At 43.6% G+C, this 18,035-nt stretch carries 13 protein-coding genes; 2 read left to right on the top strand and 11 right to left on the bottom strand.

Features of this window, described 5'->3' with window-relative positions:
• Window positions 1-111 precede the first annotated feature (111 nt).
• Window positions 112-462 carry a translation initiation factor gene (locus INE92_RS23720; RefSeq protein ID WP_004314718.1) on the top strand — a complete coding sequence of 117 codons (351 nt, stop codon included), beginning with the start codon at window positions 112-114 and terminating at the stop codon, window positions 460-462.
• Between the two features lie 36 nt (window positions 463-498).
• On the top strand, window positions 499-1,008 hold the full coding sequence (locus INE92_RS23715; RefSeq protein WP_211421266.1) for a TlpA family protein disulfide reductase: 510 nt from the start codon (window positions 499-501) through the stop codon (window positions 1,006-1,008).
• Window positions 1,009-1,212: 204 nt separating this feature from the next.
• Here INE92_RS23715 and tsf read toward each other — a convergent pair whose 3' ends face one another.
• From tsf to INE92_RS23660, 11 genes are all read right to left on the bottom strand, one after another.
• Window positions 1,213-2,205 (bottom strand): translation elongation factor Ts, encoded by a 993-nt coding sequence (gene tsf, locus INE92_RS23710; RefSeq protein ID WP_004297205.1) that lies wholly within the window; start codon window positions 2,203-2,205, stop codon window positions 1,213-1,215.
• A 122-nt stretch (window positions 2,206-2,327) separates the two neighbouring features.
• Window positions 2,328-3,164, bottom strand: coding sequence for a 30S ribosomal protein S2 (rpsB, locus tag INE92_RS23705; protein ID WP_004297204.1), 837 nt, complete (start codon window positions 3,162-3,164; stop codon window positions 2,328-2,330).
• Window positions 3,165-3,285: 121 nt separating this feature from the next.
• Window positions 3,286-3,672, bottom strand: coding sequence for a 30S ribosomal protein S9 (gene rpsI / locus INE92_RS23700; protein WP_004297203.1), 387 nt, complete (start codon window positions 3,670-3,672; stop codon window positions 3,286-3,288).
• Window positions 3,673-3,678: 6 nt separating this feature from the next.
• The gene (gene rplM, locus INE92_RS23695; protein WP_004297202.1) at window positions 3,679-4,140 is read right to left on the bottom strand and encodes a 50S ribosomal protein L13; all 462 of its coding nucleotides are present in this window, start codon (window positions 4,138-4,140) and stop codon (window positions 3,679-3,681) included.
• Window positions 4,141-4,343: 203 nt separating this feature from the next.
• Window positions 4,344-6,038: a RagB/SusD family nutrient uptake outer membrane protein gene (locus INE92_RS23690; RefSeq protein ID WP_074706623.1), complete on the bottom strand. Its 1,695-nt coding sequence runs from the start codon at window positions 6,036-6,038 to the stop codon at window positions 4,344-4,346.
• 21 nt (window positions 6,039-6,059) lie between these two features.
• Complete coding sequence (locus INE92_RS23685; protein ID WP_211421265.1) at window positions 6,060-9,275, bottom strand: SusC/RagA family TonB-linked outer membrane protein; 3,216 nt, start codon at window positions 9,273-9,275, stop codon at window positions 6,060-6,062.
• Window positions 9,276-9,315: 40 nt separating this feature from the next.
• Entirely contained in the window at window positions 9,316-11,862 is a 2,547-nt protein-coding gene (locus INE92_RS23680) for a DUF4962 domain-containing protein (protein WP_208946821.1), read from the bottom strand.
• A gap of 130 nt (window positions 11,863-11,992) precedes the next feature.
• Window positions 11,993-13,543, bottom strand: a complete 1,551-nt coding sequence (locus tag INE92_RS23675) for a hypothetical protein (protein WP_015532283.1) — start codon at window positions 13,541-13,543, stop codon at window positions 11,993-11,995.
• Window positions 13,544-13,591: 48 nt separating this feature from the next.
• Window positions 13,592-14,602: a DUF6562 domain-containing protein gene (locus INE92_RS23670; protein ID WP_004305572.1), complete on the bottom strand. Its 1,011-nt coding sequence runs from the start codon at window positions 14,600-14,602 to the stop codon at window positions 13,592-13,594.
• A 37-nt stretch (window positions 14,603-14,639) separates the two neighbouring features.
• Complete coding sequence (locus tag INE92_RS23665) at window positions 14,640-15,377, bottom strand: DUF3575 domain-containing protein (RefSeq protein WP_004305573.1); 738 nt, start codon at window positions 15,375-15,377, stop codon at window positions 14,640-14,642.
• A gap of 26 nt (window positions 15,378-15,403) precedes the next feature.
• Window positions 15,404-18,007, bottom strand: a complete 2,604-nt coding sequence (locus INE92_RS23660) for a DUF4962 domain-containing protein (protein ID WP_211421264.1) — start codon at window positions 18,005-18,007, stop codon at window positions 15,404-15,406.
• Window positions 18,008-18,035 lie beyond the last annotated feature (28 nt).

Below are 18,035 nucleotides of genomic sequence, written 5' to 3'. Positions count from 1 at the left end.
ACCCTATAACAGAAAACCTTAATAGAGATTAAACAAAACAATGAAAAGAGGTTCAAATTTTGCTCTTTTCCATAAGTTTAATACTTTTGAAAAGGATTAAAAATGACGAGTATGAAAAATAATGATTGGAAAGATAGATTAAACGTAGTGTATTCCACGAATCCGGACTTCGGCTATGAAATGGATAACGATGAAGAGCAAGTTACTCTCGACAAAAACAAACAAAGCCTGCGAGTTTCCATTGACAAAAAGAACCGGGGCGGTAAAGTGGTCACATTAATTACCGGATTTATAGGTACGGAAAACGACTTGAAAGAGCTGGGTAAGCTACTGAAAAGCAAATGCGGAGTAGGCGGATCGGCTAAAGACGGAGAGATTATGGTACAAGGAGATTTCAAAACCAAAATCATAGAGCTGCTCATTAAAGAAGGATACTCTAAAACAAAAGGTATAGGAGGTTAAACTAAATAGCATTTTGTAACTAGAAATTTTAAAGATATGAGAAAAGTAACATTATTCTGTGCAGCAGCGTTATTCTCACTGTTGTCATTTGCACAAGACAACAATGCTGATATCGTCAAGGTAGGCGATAGTATGCCTGCTTTCACCCTTCATTCAACAGTGAACGGTACTGTAAACTCCGAAGACCTGAAAGAGAAAGTTGTATTAATCAATATTTTCGCTACTTGGTGTGGTCCTTGCCAAAGCGAACTGGCTGAAGTTCAAAAAACACTCTGGCCTAAATATAAGGACAACAAAGATTTCTGCATGTTAGTAATCGGACGCGAACATACCGACGACCAATTAACGGAATACAACAAGCGCAAAGGGTTTACATTTCCTCTCTACCCGGACCCGAAATGGGAAGTCACAGGTAAGTTTGCCAGTCAATACATTCCCAGAAGTTACTTAATCAACAAAGAAGGGAAAGTGATATCCGCCACTGTCGGTTATAAAAAAGAAGAAATGGACAAGCTGATGAAGGAAATAGACAAAGCATTGAAATAATCCTCCCTAAGAATGTGCCTCATGTTATACATGGCAGTTTCTTGAGGAAAGGAATGATAAGATCAAATCAAAAGAAAAGGCAACTAACTCGTTATGAATTAGTTGCCTTTCTTGTATCTTCAAATAGAGAGTCTTAATGAATATCTCTATTAAGTTAACGTGTTCCGTTTTTAAGGACACATCATAGAATTTGAATCTGATTGATTATTCAGCTTTCAAAGTGAAACGCTTGAAATCAACAATCTTCAGTTCAGGGTCAGCAGCAGCCAACACTTCTCTTACAGTTTTCTTACCGTCCATGATATCTTCCTGGTTCAATAAGCAAACTTCTTTCAAGAACTTGCCCAGACGACCTTTCGCGATGTTCTGAATCATTTGTTCAGGCAGGTGTGCAGCCTTCTCTGCAGAAACAGTAGCAATGATTTCTTTTGCTTTAGCTACATCTTCAGCTGTAATCCATCCTTTAGCCATGTTGCTATCCATGTGTTCTTCGCTGTCCACATGAGCCGGGTTGATGTTAGCTTTCTTCAGAGCAGCCTCTACAGCTTTCTGTACCTGTTCTGCTTTTGTCTTCTCAATAGCAACTTCAATTTCTTTCTGTTTTACTTCTTCAGAAACGCCATCTTCATCAATAGCAATCGGGTTCATGGCAGCAATCTGCATAGCTATTTGCTTAGCCAACTGCTCGTTCACTTCCTTGTTGAAAGCAACAATCGTGCAAAGACCATTTCTGTTCATGTGATTGTAAACAGCAGTGCATACACCTTCTACAGTCATGTAACCATCCAGTTCCATTTTCTCACCTGTGATACCGCTACGGTCAGTCACTGCATCCTGTACAGTACCGTTACCCATCGGCAATGCTTTTACTTCGTCCAAAGTAGCACATTTATTAGCCACAGCAAGATCAAGAATATCCTGAGTCAGTTTCACGAAATCAGCATTCTGAGCCACAAAGTCAGTTTCACACTTCAAAGCAACGATAACAGCACGGTCACCGGTAGTTTTAGCCAAAACGCAACCTTCAGAAGCTTCACGTTCTGAACGCTTAGCAGCAACAGCTTGTCCTTTCTTACGGATAATTTCCATTGCCTTGTCGAAATCGCCTTCAGCTTCAGTCAACGCGTTTTTGCAATCCATCATACCAGCTCCGGTCATTTTGCGCAGCTTGGTAATATCAGCCATACTTACAGCCATAATAATTTCCTTTATTTAAATGAATAATAATTTTCGAAACAAAAAAATGTGCCAATCTGCCAATCAAGATACAAGCGTATAAATATACTCTTGCACATTAGCAAATTGGCACATTTTATATATTAAGCCTCTTCGTCTTCCTTGATGAAAGCAGCAGCTTTAGCTGCGTTAATAGCTTCTTCGTCAGACTTGTCGAGTCTAGCTTTCACTGATTTCTTCTTGCCTTTGTTAGCAGGAGCTTCACCAGCAGCTTCCATATCGATCTTTTCAGCTTTTCTTTCTTCCAAACCTTCGATCATTGCAGCGCAGCAAGCATCCAAGATAACTTCTACAGATTTAGTAGCGTCATCGTTAGCAGGAATTACGAAATCTACGTTTGAAGGATCAGAGTTAGTATCAACGATACCAAATACAGGGATACCCAGACGGTTAGCTTCGCGAACTGCGATATTTTCTTTCATTACGTCGATAACGAACAATGCAGACGGCAGACGAGTCAGGTCAGCGATAGATCCCAAAGTCTTGTCTAATTTTGCACGTTGACGAGAAATCTGAAGAACTTCTCTCTTAGAAAGGTTAGAGTAAGTACCATCGTTAGTCAATTTATCGATAGTAGCCATTTTCTTCACAGCCTTACGGATAGTCGGGAAGTTAGTCAACATACCACCCGGCCAGCGTTCGATTACATAAGGCATATTAACAGATTGAGCTTTCTCAGCTACAACTTGTTTAGCTTGTTTTTTAGTAGCAACAAAAAGAACTTTCTTGCCAGATTTGGCAATCTGTTTCAAAGCTTCAGCAGCTTCGTCTACTTTTGCAACTGTTTTGTGGAGGTCAATGATATGAATACCATTGCGTTCCATGAAAATATAAGGAGCCATTGCAGGGTTCCACTTTCTCTTAAGGTGTCCGAAGTGGCAACCAGCCTCCAATAATGTATCAAAATTTGTTCTTGACATCTTGTTTTTTCTTTAAATCGTTTACTTTCTTTTTTGTTTTTTCTAAACCAACCGCTGGGTAGTCTATGAGCAGAGTCCCAGTAGTTTAGATACTAAACATATTCCTCTATCAGGCAGCACATTAACGCTTGCTGAACTGGAATCTTCTACGAGCTTTCGGCTGTCCCGGTTTCTTACGTTCAACAGAACGAGGGTCACGAGTCATGAAGCCTTCTGCACGAAGAGCGGCTTTATCTTCAGCGTTCATCTTAACCAGTGCACGAGCGATTGCCAAACGCAATGCCTGAGACTGACCAGTGAAACCACCACCACACAAGTTCACCTTGATGTCATACTTCTCAGCAGCACCCAGCTTGTTCAATGGTTGTTTTACAACATACTGAAGAATAGTTGATGGAAAGTACTCTGCAAGGTCTCTCTTGTTAATAGTAATCTTTCCTGTACCTTCGCTTACGAATATGCGTGCAATAGCACGTTTACGTCTGCCTAATGCATTTACTACTTCCATTATATCTTATTTATATGAATTAATATCAATCATTTTCGGGTTCTGAGCAGCCTGTTTGTGTTCGCTACCAGCGTAAACATACAAGTTATTCAGCAATTTAGCTCCCAGGATATTCTTAGGAAGCATGCCCTTCACTACTTTTTTCAGTAATCTCTCTTCACCGTTCGGTTTTGTAATCAAACGGGCAGGAGTCATTTCTCTCTGACCACCAGGATAACCTGTATATGACAAATAAACTCTGTCATTCCATTTGTTACCAGTCAGTTTTACTTTGTCTGCATTGATGATGATAACGTTATCACCGCAGTCTACGTGAGGAGTAAAGTTTGGTTTGTACTTTCCTCTCAGCAATTTTGCAACTTTTGCTCCCAGACGGCCTAATGTTTGGTCTGTAGCGTCAACGATAACCCATTCTTTGGTTACAGTCGCTTTGTTTGCAGAAATGGTCTTGTAACTTAAAGTATCCACTCTAATTTTGTTTTTTAAATGTTACTACTAAAAATTTTCTTCACCACTCATTAGTCTTCCCCGGACAAAGGAATACTAACTTGCTATGAATTAATCTCTTATCATTTTGTGATAATAATCGGCTTGCAAAAGTACGGCTTTTCTTTGAATTGGCAAACTATTTTTGTATATTTTTCCAGTCGCCTATTCTATTGAGAGTCTTCTCAATACCCGTTATTATTCATTCCATTGAGTTTCGGATTACTTTGTATCTCTTTCAGAGGGATAGGGAAAAGTTCATGTTTACCCTCCATAAAATTCCGGTAAGCCGGATATGGTTTGTTCTCTTTCTGATTGACGGAACTGATCTCACCAAACAGTTTCAGAGCCTTTCCCAACACTCCCCAACGTATCAGATCATATTTGCGTTGTCCTTCAAAAGCCAGTTCGAAGCCACGTTCCCAGTAGAGAGCCGTACGGAACTTTCCTTCCGGTGTAGAGTCGTCGATGAAAGTCAGGTTATGTGTCTTTTTCCGTGCGCTCATCATTTCATCATAATTCGCTTCTGTAATAGAAGTTGCTTCAGCACGTGTACGTACGCTATTCAACAAATCCCATGCTTTTTGTCTGTCTGTTCCTGTTTCATTATACGCTTCGGCAGCCATCAATACCACATCAGCATAACGCAAAGGGCAATAGTTCACATCCGCATAATTGATATTCTTGTTCCATGACTCTTTCGGCATCCATTCCCGGCGCCATTTTCCCACATACCAGCTACCTGCATTTCTTTCTTCTTTTACATGCTCTTTTTTAGTACCATTCCAGGTATAACGATAGGTGCAAATAGCGACATCACGACGTTTATCGCTCGCTTCGAAGAAGTTACGCCATTCGGGGACTACTATAAAGAAACCGTTGGCACGTCCCATATACTGATTTGATTCAGATGCAGAAACTCCGGTAGGTTCCGCCACCTGCGGACCGTTATAAATCCCCCATGCTCCACCGTTACGACGTCCTTGTGAATGATAGAAAGCAATCTCCCAAAGACTCTCCTTATTATTCAGTACCCCCTGCGAGTAGCTTTTAAAGAGTGCCTCATAACCACCATCATAAAAATCATGGTACCCTTTCTTTTCAAAAGCCTCCCACTCTTTTATCACTGCATCGAAATATTCCATCCGCTTACTGTCCTCCGGACGTTTCAACTGTCCATTCGATTGAAGGCTATATCCTGCACGTTGCAAATATACACGCATCAGCAATGCACGGGCAGCCCCTTGCGTCACCCGTTCGGGACTGGAAGAAGCAGTTGCCCAATCCAGATTGTTTTTAGCGAAAGTAAGGTCAGATATAATCTCATCATAAATCACTTCCCTGTCCACACGTTCACCAAAAGCAGATTCGTAGGATGATGAATAAGATGTTTTGAAAGGCACATCTCCCCAATATCTCACCAAATCAAATGCGAGGAAAGCACGCAGAAAACGAGCTTCCGCTTCCAATGCTTTCAGACGGGTATTTTCTGCGTATCCTGTCATGCCACAGATTCCGTCAATGGTGAGGTTAGCCCGGTCGATTCCCTCATATTTCAGTTTCCAGATACTTTCAATCCACGTATTCGTGGAGTTTAGCTGATAATGTGCAATATCGTGAACCTGATTGTCAGACTGCGTACGAGCCGTATAATAGGTATCGTCTGATGCAGGAGAAGCCATTTCGTACCAACCATAATGATTAAAGTCCGACACTGAACTATATATTCCCATCACTGACATTTCCGCTTTATCTTCCGAATCGAAATAGCGGTCCCGGTCATATTTTGAGTTAGGTTCTTCCGTCAGCAAATCCTCACAAGAGGAAAATCCTGTTGCCAATAGGGCGAATACGGCATATAATAGATGTATCTTTTTCATGATTACTATGTATTTAAAGAATTAAAATGCTACGTTGAGACCAAAAATAAAAGAACGGCTAAGCGGATACGCTCCAAAGTCAACACCCGGTGTCAAACCGCTTTTCATCGTAGAGACTTCCGGATCGAAACCTGAATACTTGGTCCAAGTCAACAGATTATTACCGGTGGCATACAAACGCAAGTTCTTCAATCCCACCCTTGCAATCAGGTTTTTAGGGAATGTATATCCCAAAATCACATTACTTAGTTTCAAATAGGAAGCATCCTCCACTGCCCATGAATGAATATAATTGTCTCCTTGTTGAGCATCATGATAAGCGGCTACGGTTTTACCTGCATTCAAAGCAGCCAGTTCTCCGGGATCTGTCACTTTCCGTCCATCCGAATTGATGGTCATCCAGCGATTAGAGCTATTCATCACGTCCAATGCGTTGTAGTTCAGGCTACCCACCTTACTGGTAACCAGTTTGGTCGCATTCAGCACTTCGTTGCCATAGCTGAAAGTCAGGAATATACTTAAATCAAATCCTTTGTAAGTAAAAGAGTTGTTCAATCCTCCGTAGAATTTCGGTTGAGCGTTACCAATGACCGTTTTATCATTTTCATCAATCACATTATCATCTCCGGTCAAGTTCTTAAACTTCCACATACCCGGACGAATCCGGCCTTTATCACCATGATAAGGTACTCCATCTTTTAATGTATAAGTCTGCGTAGAAGCATCATAATTGAAATCATCTACCTGATACAGCCCCTCGGTGATGTAACCATAAAACTGTCCTAATGGTTCTCCGACAGCAATACGATGGGTATTTTGGTTAAAACCGAACTTGGCTTCATAGAGTTGTACCGCCTCACCGGTCAATGCTTTCACTGAATTTTTATTGTGCGACAGCGTCAGTGTAGTGTTCCAACTAAACTTCTTTGTAGAGAAATTCACAGTATTCACAGTCAGTTCCACACCTACATTCTTCGTTTCTCCGGCATTAATCAACATACTCTGATAACCGGAAGAATAAGGCAGCTGGGCGTTAAGCAGCAAATTACTACTCCTATTTATATAGAATTCGGGCGAAACAGTGATGCGTTGATTCAGAAATCCTAAATCGACCCCCATATTAAAAGTCTTGTTCGCTTCCCACTTCAGATCGGGATTCGGTATCTGCTTGGAAGCATAACCGGGAGTAAGCTGATCTCCCATAGCTGTGATGATGGAAGACATCAAAGCAAGGCTGTTATAACTACCGATTCTGTTGTTACCCGCCAAACCGTATCCGATACGGAATTTCAAGTCGGAGAAAACATTCAGTTTCTTTATAAAATCCTCTTCACCCACACGCCATGCTGCTGATACGGCAGGAAAATATCCCCATTTATTATTCTTACCGAATTTAGAAGAGCCATCCGCACGGAAAGTTGCGGAAAACAAATACTTATCGGTAAAGTCATAGTTGAGACGAGCGAAGAAAGAGAGCAGATTATCATCATAGTTTTCATCGGACGAAGCAACGGATGGAGTACCCAGACTCATATCTCCCAAAATGAACTCATCGGTAGGCAACCCACTGACACCGGATTCGAGTACACGAGTCCAGCGTTTTACAAATTCCTGTCCCAATTGTACCACCACTTTATGCTTCTTCTGAAAACGTTTGTCATAAGTCAGGACGTTAGAGGTCTGAAAACTTCCGGTCTCCGTATTTCTGATAGAGCCGTAAATACCGCTGCGTCTTCCCATAATAGATTGGTCGCCATAGAAAAGCTCCCGGCGGTAAAGCTGATAACGCATACCCGTATTGTTGCGGAAAGTCAATCCTTTGATGATTTTGAAAGTCAGTCCGCCATTGGCTTGCAAAGTACGTGTTTCCTTATTATCCTTTTCTTCAGCGGCGGCAATCAACGGGTTCTGCATCACGTTTCCGTCCGCATCGCTTAATACAGGGTCTTCTCCTGCCAACAAATCCGAGTCATTACCACGTATACCAATGGTAGGACGGTATTGCAAAATCTGAACCATTTTATTAAACTTTGCATCTACATTGCTTCCGCCTTCATTCGTACCGTTTCCGGCAACACCTGCTCCATACACTTTCAGATAATCGAAGTTGATACGTCCTGTAACGGAGAGCCGCTTATTCACTTCGCTTTTCACGCTAAGCGCAATATTATGTTTGTCGCTGCCGCTATATACCATCGCACCTTCATCCTTGAAGTAACCATAAGACATATTGTAGTTCAACTTATCATTACCACCGTTGACGCCTACCCGGTAATTTTGCGTAACGGTAGTGCGTCCCATCGTACGGTCCAGCCAGTCGATACCTTTACGGTTACCATAGTTTTCATGAAGATCGACAAAACCACCGTAACGATTCTGCCATGACCGCATACTTTCCTCGGGATCAGTAGCATCTCCTAATGTTCTTTCATAATCCGCCAACACAAATTCCTCTACACTTAATACATCCAACCGCTTGGCAAGCGTACGCACACCGACATAAGAATCGAAAGTAAGAGTCGCTTTCCCTTCACTTTTCGCACCGCTTTTGGTGGTGATTACCACTACGCCATTCGCTCCCCGGGCGCCGTAGATGGCTGTTGCCGAAGCATCTTTCAACACGTCGATACTTTCAATATCGGCAGGATCAAGGCTGGACATGCCATCTTCCGTCGGAAATCCGTCGATAATATAAAGCGGTTCGTTGCTTTGCGTAATTGATATACCGCCACGAACACGCACTGACATCGTAGCACCGGGCTGACCGTCTGTTTGTATAATCTGCACACCCGCCATACGTCCCGCTAAAGCCTGGGTTACATCAGACGAAGGAACTTTGAGCAAATCGTCGCTTCTCACAGAAGCCACGGAACCGGTCAGGTCTTTACGCTTTACTGTTGCATAACCGATAGCTACCACCTCATCCAACAATACCGACGCAGCTTTCATGGTCACATCAATCTGTTTTCTTCCTTTCACGGGTACTTCCATATTTTCCAATCCGATAAAAGAGAAAACCAAGACATCTTTCTGCGGATCACTAACGGTAATGGTGTATTTACCATTGATATCGGTAATGGTACCCGTGTTTTGTTTTCCTTTCACGGTTACATTTCCTCCAATCACTTCCAAGCCTTCGTTGTCCACCACCTTACCGGTAACGGTCAAACTCTGGGCATAAATGCCGGATGCACCGACAAGAAGCAACAAAATGCAAATAATTCTATTTTTCATCATATTCTGTTTGTTATTTATATTCACTATGTTTCATTGTTTATCATTGATTTACTACCCGGGTAGATATGGGACTCCGGTCGGTCATTTCAACCACCTGATAAACCCCATCTATCTCATCGTAAAGCAACGAGGAACCCGTATATTGTCGAGAGTAAAAATTGCCATTCAACGCAGGATTGTCTGTTCCATAACTAAATACTGCTTGTTCGGTGCGATGACTCACTGTCAGTTCCGGTGCCTTGGAAGCATCCAAAACCGCTTTGACCGTCCAGTCGCCTACATTAAAGGTATCACCGTCACGGTTAATAATAGAAACAGCCTCATCTCCTACCTGAATAATAGCCAGGAAACGGGTGGCAGAACAACCGTCAACCCGTGCAGTCAAATGCCACTGGTTGGGATACTCCGCTCCGATGATGGCGGGCGGCACTACAAAACGGTCCGTTTGGGACAGCGTAAAAACATGTCCTCCAAAAAGCTGCGTCACAGCCATCCATCCTTTGGTTTTATTATTTGTAGACAACGTTTTCTTTACCGCATCGATCTTAAATTCCGTAGGACTATGCAACAGCCACTCCCAGCAGACAGCCTCCGATGCTTCCAGCTCATCATACACAATCACCGTATGAGGATGAAGCATCAACACGTGCCGACGGTATTTAGTCAACGGGGTGGCACCGAATCCATTTTCAGGCGTCTGCTCAATACCTGCCTGCTTGAAGTAGCCAACCCACATCGGGTCATTGCTGATACCTCTGTAAGCATGTGAAGCATCTCCCAAACAGTAACTGATATGCTGTCCGCCCATAGCACGCATCACACTGCCATAACCTTCGGTAGAATAAGGTTGTCCGATACCGTTTACCAACAGTGAATTATGCGCCCGCGTATGGCGATAGGACATCAGATTATGAGCATCGCTGAAATTCTGATAATAGCCCGTACTGCGATACACATCGACACCCTTATACAACAGATTAAAAGCATTCTGACTGGCAGTAGTGTGACTGCCGGACCCGAATGTACTGGAACGGAACGAGAGCGCAAGATCCTTTCCCGTATCTTCCGGAGCACTGTGCATGGCTACTTCACCGGCGTCTTTATACCATACCATTTTATCAGCCCCGGCAGGAAAAGCTGTATTGTAATCCTGATCGGTACACATCCGGTAAAGACGCAATTCATAATCCCGACGCAACAGGTCCCGACATTCTCCGGCATACCATCCGGCATAGGAATTACCCGTTTCACACGCCAGATAGTCAGCAAAGGCAGCAACCAAACGGTTGGGTTCACTCCCCTTTTCACTACTGTCACCAAAGCCGTTGCTTTTCGATCCCGGCGGGCAAGTATAAACCAACGAACGTCCGGCATTCTGATACCACGGATGTGATAGAAAATCGTACCGACTGATGAATGAAAGAAGAGACGGCATATACGCCAAAGTCAAGATATTGGCACTGAAATAACCGGTACCATTGTGCCATATACCGTCGCGATTGAAACCGGAAGCAGGAGCACGGGCTGTCCACAATTCATAATAATACTCCATCATGGGCAGCACTTCGGAAGAATAGGCCGGTTTGTCGTAAAGCGACAAAGCCACTTGAAAGAGGATGCGCATATTCTGCTGCCAAAAATGATTATCAAAGAGATGGTTTTCCTGAAAACCGCAATTTACCTTGTAATAGTAACGTGCCACACGCATCATCAGTTCTTCGGCAGCAGTACGATCGGAAGCAGACAAGTTATTATAAAGCAGATCGTAGGCTGCAACAAGACACCATGCGATGTTGCTGGCAGTAAAGTTGGATGCAAAAAGCTGTCCATCAGCAGGGGGAGCGACAATCAACGCTTCGAGAAGCTGGCGTAACTTTTCGGCATAAATTTCTTTTTGGGTTAAATGATAGGCCTGATAAAGATAAGTGGCATGTTGCCGGAGCTCTTCTGCACGGCTATATAAATCAGTCATTCCGGTGTATTCGGCTTTCAATGCCTGTGAAGCACGACTTTGTAGTTCTGCATATTCAGGGTGTGAAGTGACACGGTTACGAGCCTCTCCGATACGGTCGTCTAAAAAACAGTAAATACGAGGATGCAGACGGGGAGCATTTGCTAAGAATGTCTGAAAAGGAGGTGTTACAAATTCCGGTGTATCATTCTTTACTTCGAAACGATAGATAGCACTCCATTCACCGGGCGTAGTTCCATTAAGATTGGTGGAACGAAAGCGCCAATACCATGTGCCGACCTCCAAACGACGATGAAGATTATACATACACCATTCCTGCGGTTCGGAAAGTAGCGTTTCGGAACTGCTGAAATCTTCAGTACGTGAAAGGGAAAATTGCAGTCTTTCGCCCGTCTTCATGGCTTGAGGAACAATAAGAGGAGCAGGATTCAGATACAATTCATTATCTGCTTTGGGATAAGGTTGCGTTCGTATTTTATCCTGATAGGCATCGGGAATTCCGGCAGGCGTCTCTGGCTGCGTACTGTCCGGTTCGGGCAGCGAGTCAGATGTACAGCTACAGAACAGCTGTACCATGAACAAAAGAAAAACCGATAGGCGAAATGTGGTGTGCATATTATTTTCTTTTCTTGGTATAAGATTAGAGGGCTATTTTCAAAAGTTTCAATGTAAGAAGAAGGTAAAGCGGGATGGGGGGATCCCACTTTCCTTGAATTTCTATTGAGTAAGGTCGAATATTCAGTGACTATTTAAAGATTGTAATCATTGGGCGGCAAAGAGCTTGTTGATTAAGAGCTGTCTTAACACTGATACCCGCCTCTTGTGCATTAGTAACAACACCATCAGCTACATTAATACGTACACCAGAAACATTACCTTGGTTATTGATAGTACTAGAAGCATAATTCACTGTAGCAATCGTTTCTCTATCAAACATTTTGCCATTGACAAATTCAAACTCCGACATGTTTCTGAAGTCCTCACTACCAGTAGCTGGTATCTCTTTCATAGTAAACAATGTACCCATGAACGCACTCAATTGCGACAATGTAGGAATATACCATGCACTCAAATTCTCACTATCAGGAGCATGTTCTCCCACCCATTTCTCATAAGTTGTTTTAAAGGCAACATCTCCAAGACCTGTTAATAAAACGTCCGTAGTCTGTGTACCATTTGTCATACCTGCAGCTGTTTCAGCCAAAGTAGTCAATAATTCAGTATTAAGAGTCTGACGAGCAGTCGCCACATTCTCAATCGCTACCGCATATCCGGCAATTGTCTTACCTTGAAGTGCTACAGGATAATTAGCCGGCACATCACTACCAATAGCCTCCATCTTGAAAACAATACCGACAGCATCCGCTGCATCACGTACCACTTTACCTTCTGCATTGATATAACTACCAACTTTCATTTCCAATGCTTCATAATCCGGATCCACTCCTACTTCAATGTCAAAGTTTCCATCTCCGATTTCAAATTTAGCCATAATCTGCATATTAGCGTCCAAAGGTAATGTATTTGCCGGTATTTTAATCTCTTTACTATATCCGCCACTCAATGCCATGGTTATTTCTTCTGTAAATTTACTTACATTTGAAGGAGCAAAAAAGAAATTAGCGAACCAATTGCCATCCGCAGAAGCAAAACTTGCATTTGTATAAGTCACAGGAGTCGTAGCAGAACATTTACCCTCTAAAATATCATATCCGCTCAAAGCGTTATATTTTATTTCCAGTTTATTAGCTGCCGCAGCTACTTCCGGATTCTTCGGTTTTACGCTCACATTAGCAAACGGGCGTTTCAATGTCACACTGGCATTACCAATCGTTTCCAATTTTCCGCAGAAAGCGTCGCTGGCTGCCATCAACGCATCATTTGTCAGATCGAATGACGCAGTATTATATCCTACTACTCTCAAATCAGCAGTGTTATATACTTTATTAGCGGCACCACTTTCCGGCACGTATTCAGCCCAAAACAATGCTTTCGACACTTCTTTTTGTTCATCTACGGAAATAGTGAAAGATACCTTACCGTCTGTAACCGGTTTAGTTACCTGATCGCCTATCTTATTGCCATCAGCATTCAGTAATTGCATGATACATTGCATCGTATAACCGTCAGGGATGGTAACCGCACGGCTAAAGACGTTATTTACAGGAGCCTGTACAGAGATAGTAACAGGAGCATTGATTTCTGTTCCGTTGTCCGAAACGATTTCTTCTTGTCCACAGGATGCAAAAAGCACTACGAACAAAGCCATTAGCGAATAAAATAAGTTCTTTTTCATGATCTTAATTGTTTTATGGTTAAGCAATTCTTAATTGATTTATCTATTTTATAATTCTCCAAGGTCTACCTCCAGATCACCGTCATAATCGGGGTCGATCCCTATTCCTCCATTAGCATCGGAAGTCAGGAAGTTACCGCGTACCGTTGTGTTTTTGCCCCGTTCACAAGGAATACGGAAAGCTGTACGTGCCAGCACTTCATTCTTCTCATTCAAGATTTCGAGCTCTACAGGGATGGAAACGGTTTCTCCGGCATCGGTCAACACATAGTCAAATCCCAGTATCAGTTCTTTCGTACCATCGGCAGGGCGTTCAAAGGCCACTTTATATTCCATGTACATGAGCGAGTTCTTGGGTACATCATCCCACAAATTGTAACCGGTAGGCAAATAATCACTGTACTTCACACGAGCGGTAAAACTTTCACCTTTCAGTCCGCCTGTGGACAGTTTATTGAGAAACGTTGCCACATCTTTAGCCACCAGTTCATAGCGTGCTACGGGGCGATACAGTTCAACGTCAAGACTTGTTTCAGCTCCCCAATGATTGCGGAAAGAAGTCAGGTCTGCCATAGCAGAAGCAGCAAAAACATCTTTATAGCGGCTATTCCCTATATACTTTCCGGCAGGAAGGATAAAAGCCAGATTCTTGGCATCGTAAACAAGTCCCTGTTCCGGTGTCTCCGCATTCACATAATCGGCCCACACCAGGATGCGGTAATTACGGGCGTGCAGCTTCATACTAACAGACAGACTGGCACGGTTAAAATCCTCTTCATATACCGTTTGCCGTGCCGCCACCTGTCTATCCAGATAGGCTTCTACGATGAAACGACGCAGATAGTTGGTTTCCGACGCACGGGTGATGGTCACCGGTGCTCTTTCTGCCAAACTTAGATTCATTGCCAGATTAAGGTTGAGTGTTACAGCTGTCGGGTCCACTCCCAGTTCTCCTTCGGGAGTCATTTCCGGTTCTTCGTGCAGGCTGCATCCATTCACCAGCAAGGTGATGAACAACAAGAAAGTGCACTGTGCCAGTATATATAAATTTCTTCTCATATTGTTATCTTATTTATATGTATGTTCCTATCTAAGGTTAGAAGCGGTAGACCAACGATGCTCCCACACGGGTTATCCCCCAGTAATGACGGACACGCGTATCCAGCTGTGCGCCGTTGTCTACATTATAATAGGTGTTATACTTCATGTTGGCATATCCCACTCCCAGATTAAATTCCGCTCCCCAGTGTTTGGAAAGAGGGAGTTTGTAACCGTAGCTTATTCCGGCTCCCAACAGCGGACGATCAGTATCTTGATAACGGTCATCGTTCCACTTCACGTTAAACCATGCCATGTGAGCGTGCAGTCCGACAAAGTGTCCCCGTCCTGTTTCATTTCCTATCCACCAGCGGGCTTCAGGTTGCAATGCTACCGTACGCACGCCGTGCTTATCCCCCAAGTCCCACAAACTGCAAGTCAACGGCAACTCTACCGTGATCTTTTTATGCACCTGCATTTCCACGGCAAGGTTCAGCAAAGCACAAGCATCATATACTACATTCGTTTTCAGTGCCAGATAGCGTTGACCATCAAAGGCAGCCGCTTTCTTTCCTGCATTCTCTTTGCCGGATTGGCGTTTATCCTCCTCCTTTTTTGAAGAAGTCGCAACTGCTGTTTCCTGCTTTTTGCCGTCGGGCTTGTAAACCGTAGTTTCCTCCGGAGCTGCCGAAGTCTGTACACGGGGTTTACCGGGAGTCTGTGCCGACAAGACGGTTATGCCCGATAATGCAGCCAACAGACATATAGTTCTCATATTAAAAGTAGAGTGTCTCATATATTCGTATCTTTCATGTTCATTGATCAGATTTCCAGTTCGGGCACTGTATCCCTCATTACCGTTTCGTACCCATCCTCATTGATGACAGTAGCTTCACCTTTATAAGTGATATTCACCTTCTCTTGAGTGCTGCGGATAAAGAATGAAGGAGCACCGTCGGATTTCAGGTTAACACTGATCAGCCATCCGCCCACTTTGATACGTCCGTCGGACAAGATTTCGGGATCTTTGGCAGGATATTTCAGTGCATGTGTATTGATGACAGTGGCAAAACGATATACTTGTGCCTTTTCCGATGTAGCGGTGAAATGCCAGTGATTAGGATACTTCTTGAACACCCCTTTGTCATCAGCACGTAGCCAGTTGACTGCCGGATAGAAAAAACGGCTCGTCGTATCAGTCTGCAATGTTCCGGTGGAGAAAAGATAAGCGTCTGATGCTCCTCCGCGGTTCGTGGCTTGAATATGCACGAAGCGATGATTCGATTGATCCACTGTCATGGGATTTTCTGTGGTATGCAGCAAATAACTCCAGTTTACAGGTTCGTCTGCCACGAGTTCGTCATAGATAAAGATGAGTCCTGTCTTTCCCAAATTGACAATGTGACGGCGGAAAGTTTTCACATGGTTCTCATCCCAGCCATTTTCGGGCGTATAATACACCTCCGACTGTTCGCCGCGTGTCAGCCAAAGCGGTGAAATCACTTTTCCGTAAGCATTGGAAGCATCACCCAGCACATACCCGATCTTCTCGCTGGCATAATAACGGGGAATCCATCCATATCCTTCCGTACCGATACGTTGTCCCATACCGTTCACCAGAATCGTATTGTGAGCACGCGTGGCACGATGGCACAACATACTATGTACGTCGGTAAACTCAATGTGGTGTCCGCTACTGTAAAATAATGGTTTTCCACCATAGAACGTATTGAAAGCATTCTGATTGGCAAGTGCATGAGAGGTAGAACCATAAGGGCTTGACCGGAAACTCCACATCGCATTTCCACCTACTCTGTCCCAGTTCGTCTGGAAAGAGGCAAGTCCTGTTGCGGGGAAGACGTATCCTGCAGGGAGTGCTGTCAATCCTTCACCTTCCGGCAGAGGTTTATCACATTGCAGGCGGAACCAGGCCAGATCACCGGGCTTACTCAATAAGGCTTTCTTCATATATTCCGGTTCCACTTTCAATGTACGGCGTACGAAATCAGCGGCATACGTGTTTCCGGTAAGGCGTGCCAGCGCATCCAAATAACCTATACGGATACTGTTTGGACGTGCCACATTCTGATGAGAGCTTCCGTTTCCTCCGGATTTGGAGAAAGGAGGTTGCTGGAAGATGGTATACATGATATTTCCCTGATACCAAGGATCGGAAAAGAAGTCGTAACCGGTCAGTTTGCTATAATAGTAAGGTACTTCTACTAATGTACGGGTATTGACCGTAAAGTAAGAATCGCCATTGTGCCAGCCACCGTCTTTGTTCAATCCGGGGAAACGTGCCAACCAGACGTTATAGCAGTAATCCACCCATGTGTTGGCTTCGGGCAGATCGCCATATACACTGAATGCCGCCATTGTAAGGATGCGAAGTGTCATTTGCCACACATGATTGTCGGCGATGTGGTTCTCCATCCGGTTATTAAAGTTCTCATACATTTCACCACCTTTATTTTTGATGGCTTCCAGCAATGCTTTCTTTTGTGATGTATTCAACCGGTCGTAGAAAGAATCATAAGCCATAGAGCAGAGAGACAATAAGCTAGAAGCATTAAAATCTCCTTTCACATTCTTATCTTTATCCCAGTCGGCCATGATAAATACCCGTTTGATGGCTTCGTCAGCATATTTAGTATCCTGCGTCAGCAACCAGGCCCGTATCAATGCTTCGGTATTTCCCTCTTCCGCATCGATGATGCGACGGCTCTCACGAGTGAGGTATGAATTTATCTGCATCTCGTTCTTCAGATTCTTCACCTGCGAGACATTAATATCTTTCACTGATTTCATTGGAGTCTGAAGTACCTGATCTGCACGCTCAAGATACCATTGCCTTTCTGCCTTTTGTTTGCTGTGATTTATAAAGTCCTTCCATTCGTTCTTCATGATCCACACGCGCGGATGGTCGGCAGGTAGTTTTGCCAACACTGTTTTCAATGAAGGCGGACAGAATTTGCCCGAACGATCTTCTACGGTGACTTGCTGTGTGCTTCCCCAAGTCACTTGTCCGTTTTCTACATAACCGAACTGCCAGTACCATACCCCCGGCGCAAGCGGTTGTTCCGGATTATAGAACGGCCAACGAGTTTCCACCTGAACAACTCCGGACTTCAATCCGGCATCCTGCGAATAACGTAACCGATAGGTAATCTTCGTTTTATCTACCTTCTTTACTTTGTGTTCGAATCCATCCAACGGACTGTCCTGCGAGTTCATGTCCGAACGGAGCGGCCATTGAAAAGAAACCGCACGATCATTTACCACCGCTTTATCAAGAGGATAAGGAGTGGCACGCATTTCATGCATCAACGTTGTTTCCGTCAACTTGATGACTGCTTGTTTTTGCGCATGTGTCATCTGTGCAGCCACAGACAAGATTACGAATGAAATCAATAATACTTTTTTCATGATATCAAATGATTGGTTTTTCTGTAGG

Source organism: Bacteroides xylanisolvens (assembly GCF_018289135.1).
Taxonomy (GTDB): domain Bacteria; phylum Bacteroidota; class Bacteroidia; order Bacteroidales; family Bacteroidaceae; genus Bacteroides; species Bacteroides xylanisolvens.
Note: the sequence above shows the minus strand (reverse complement) of the source record. Positions and strands in the feature narration are given on the sequence as shown.

Bases quoted from the DNA above. Each gene is read 5' to 3' on its own strand.
- rpsI (WP_004297203.1), bottom strand. From the start codon at position 3,672: ATGGAAGTAGTAAATGCATTAGGCAGACGTAAACGTGCTATTGCACGC.
- INE92_RS23670 (WP_004305572.1), bottom strand. From the start codon at position 14,602: ATGAGAAGAAATTTATATATACTGGCACAGTGCACTTTCTTGTTGTTC.
- INE92_RS23720 (WP_004314718.1), top strand. From the start codon at position 112: ATGAAAAATAATGATTGGAAAGATAGATTAAACGTAGTGTATTCCACG.
- INE92_RS23680 (WP_208946821.1), bottom strand. From the start codon at position 11,862: ATGCACACCACATTTCGCCTATCGGTTTTTCTTTTGTTCATGGTACAG.
- INE92_RS23690 (WP_074706623.1), bottom strand. From the start codon at position 6,038: ATGAAAAAGATACATCTATTATATGCCGTATTCGCCCTATTGGCAACA.
- INE92_RS23675 (WP_015532283.1), bottom strand. From the start codon at position 13,543: ATGAAAAAGAACTTATTTTATTCGCTAATGGCTTTGTTCGTAGTGCTT.
- INE92_RS23685 (WP_211421265.1), bottom strand. From the start codon at position 9,275: ATGATGAAAAATAGAATTATTTGCATTTTGTTGCTTCTTGTCGGTGCA.
- rpsB (WP_004297204.1), bottom strand. From the start codon at position 3,164: ATGTCAAGAACAAATTTTGATACATTATTGGAGGCTGGTTGCCACTTC.
- INE92_RS23660 (WP_211421264.1), bottom strand. From the start codon at position 18,007: ATGAAAAAAGTATTATTGATTTCATTCGTAATCTTGTCTGTGGCTGCA.
- INE92_RS23715 (WP_211421266.1), top strand. From the start codon at position 499: ATGAGAAAAGTAACATTATTCTGTGCAGCAGCGTTATTCTCACTGTTG.
- tsf (WP_004297205.1), bottom strand. From the start codon at position 2,205: ATGGCTGTAAGTATGGCTGATATTACCAAGCTGCGCAAAATGACCGGA.
- INE92_RS23665 (WP_004305573.1), bottom strand. From the start codon at position 15,377: ATGAGACACTCTACTTTTAATATGAGAACTATATGTCTGTTGGCTGCA.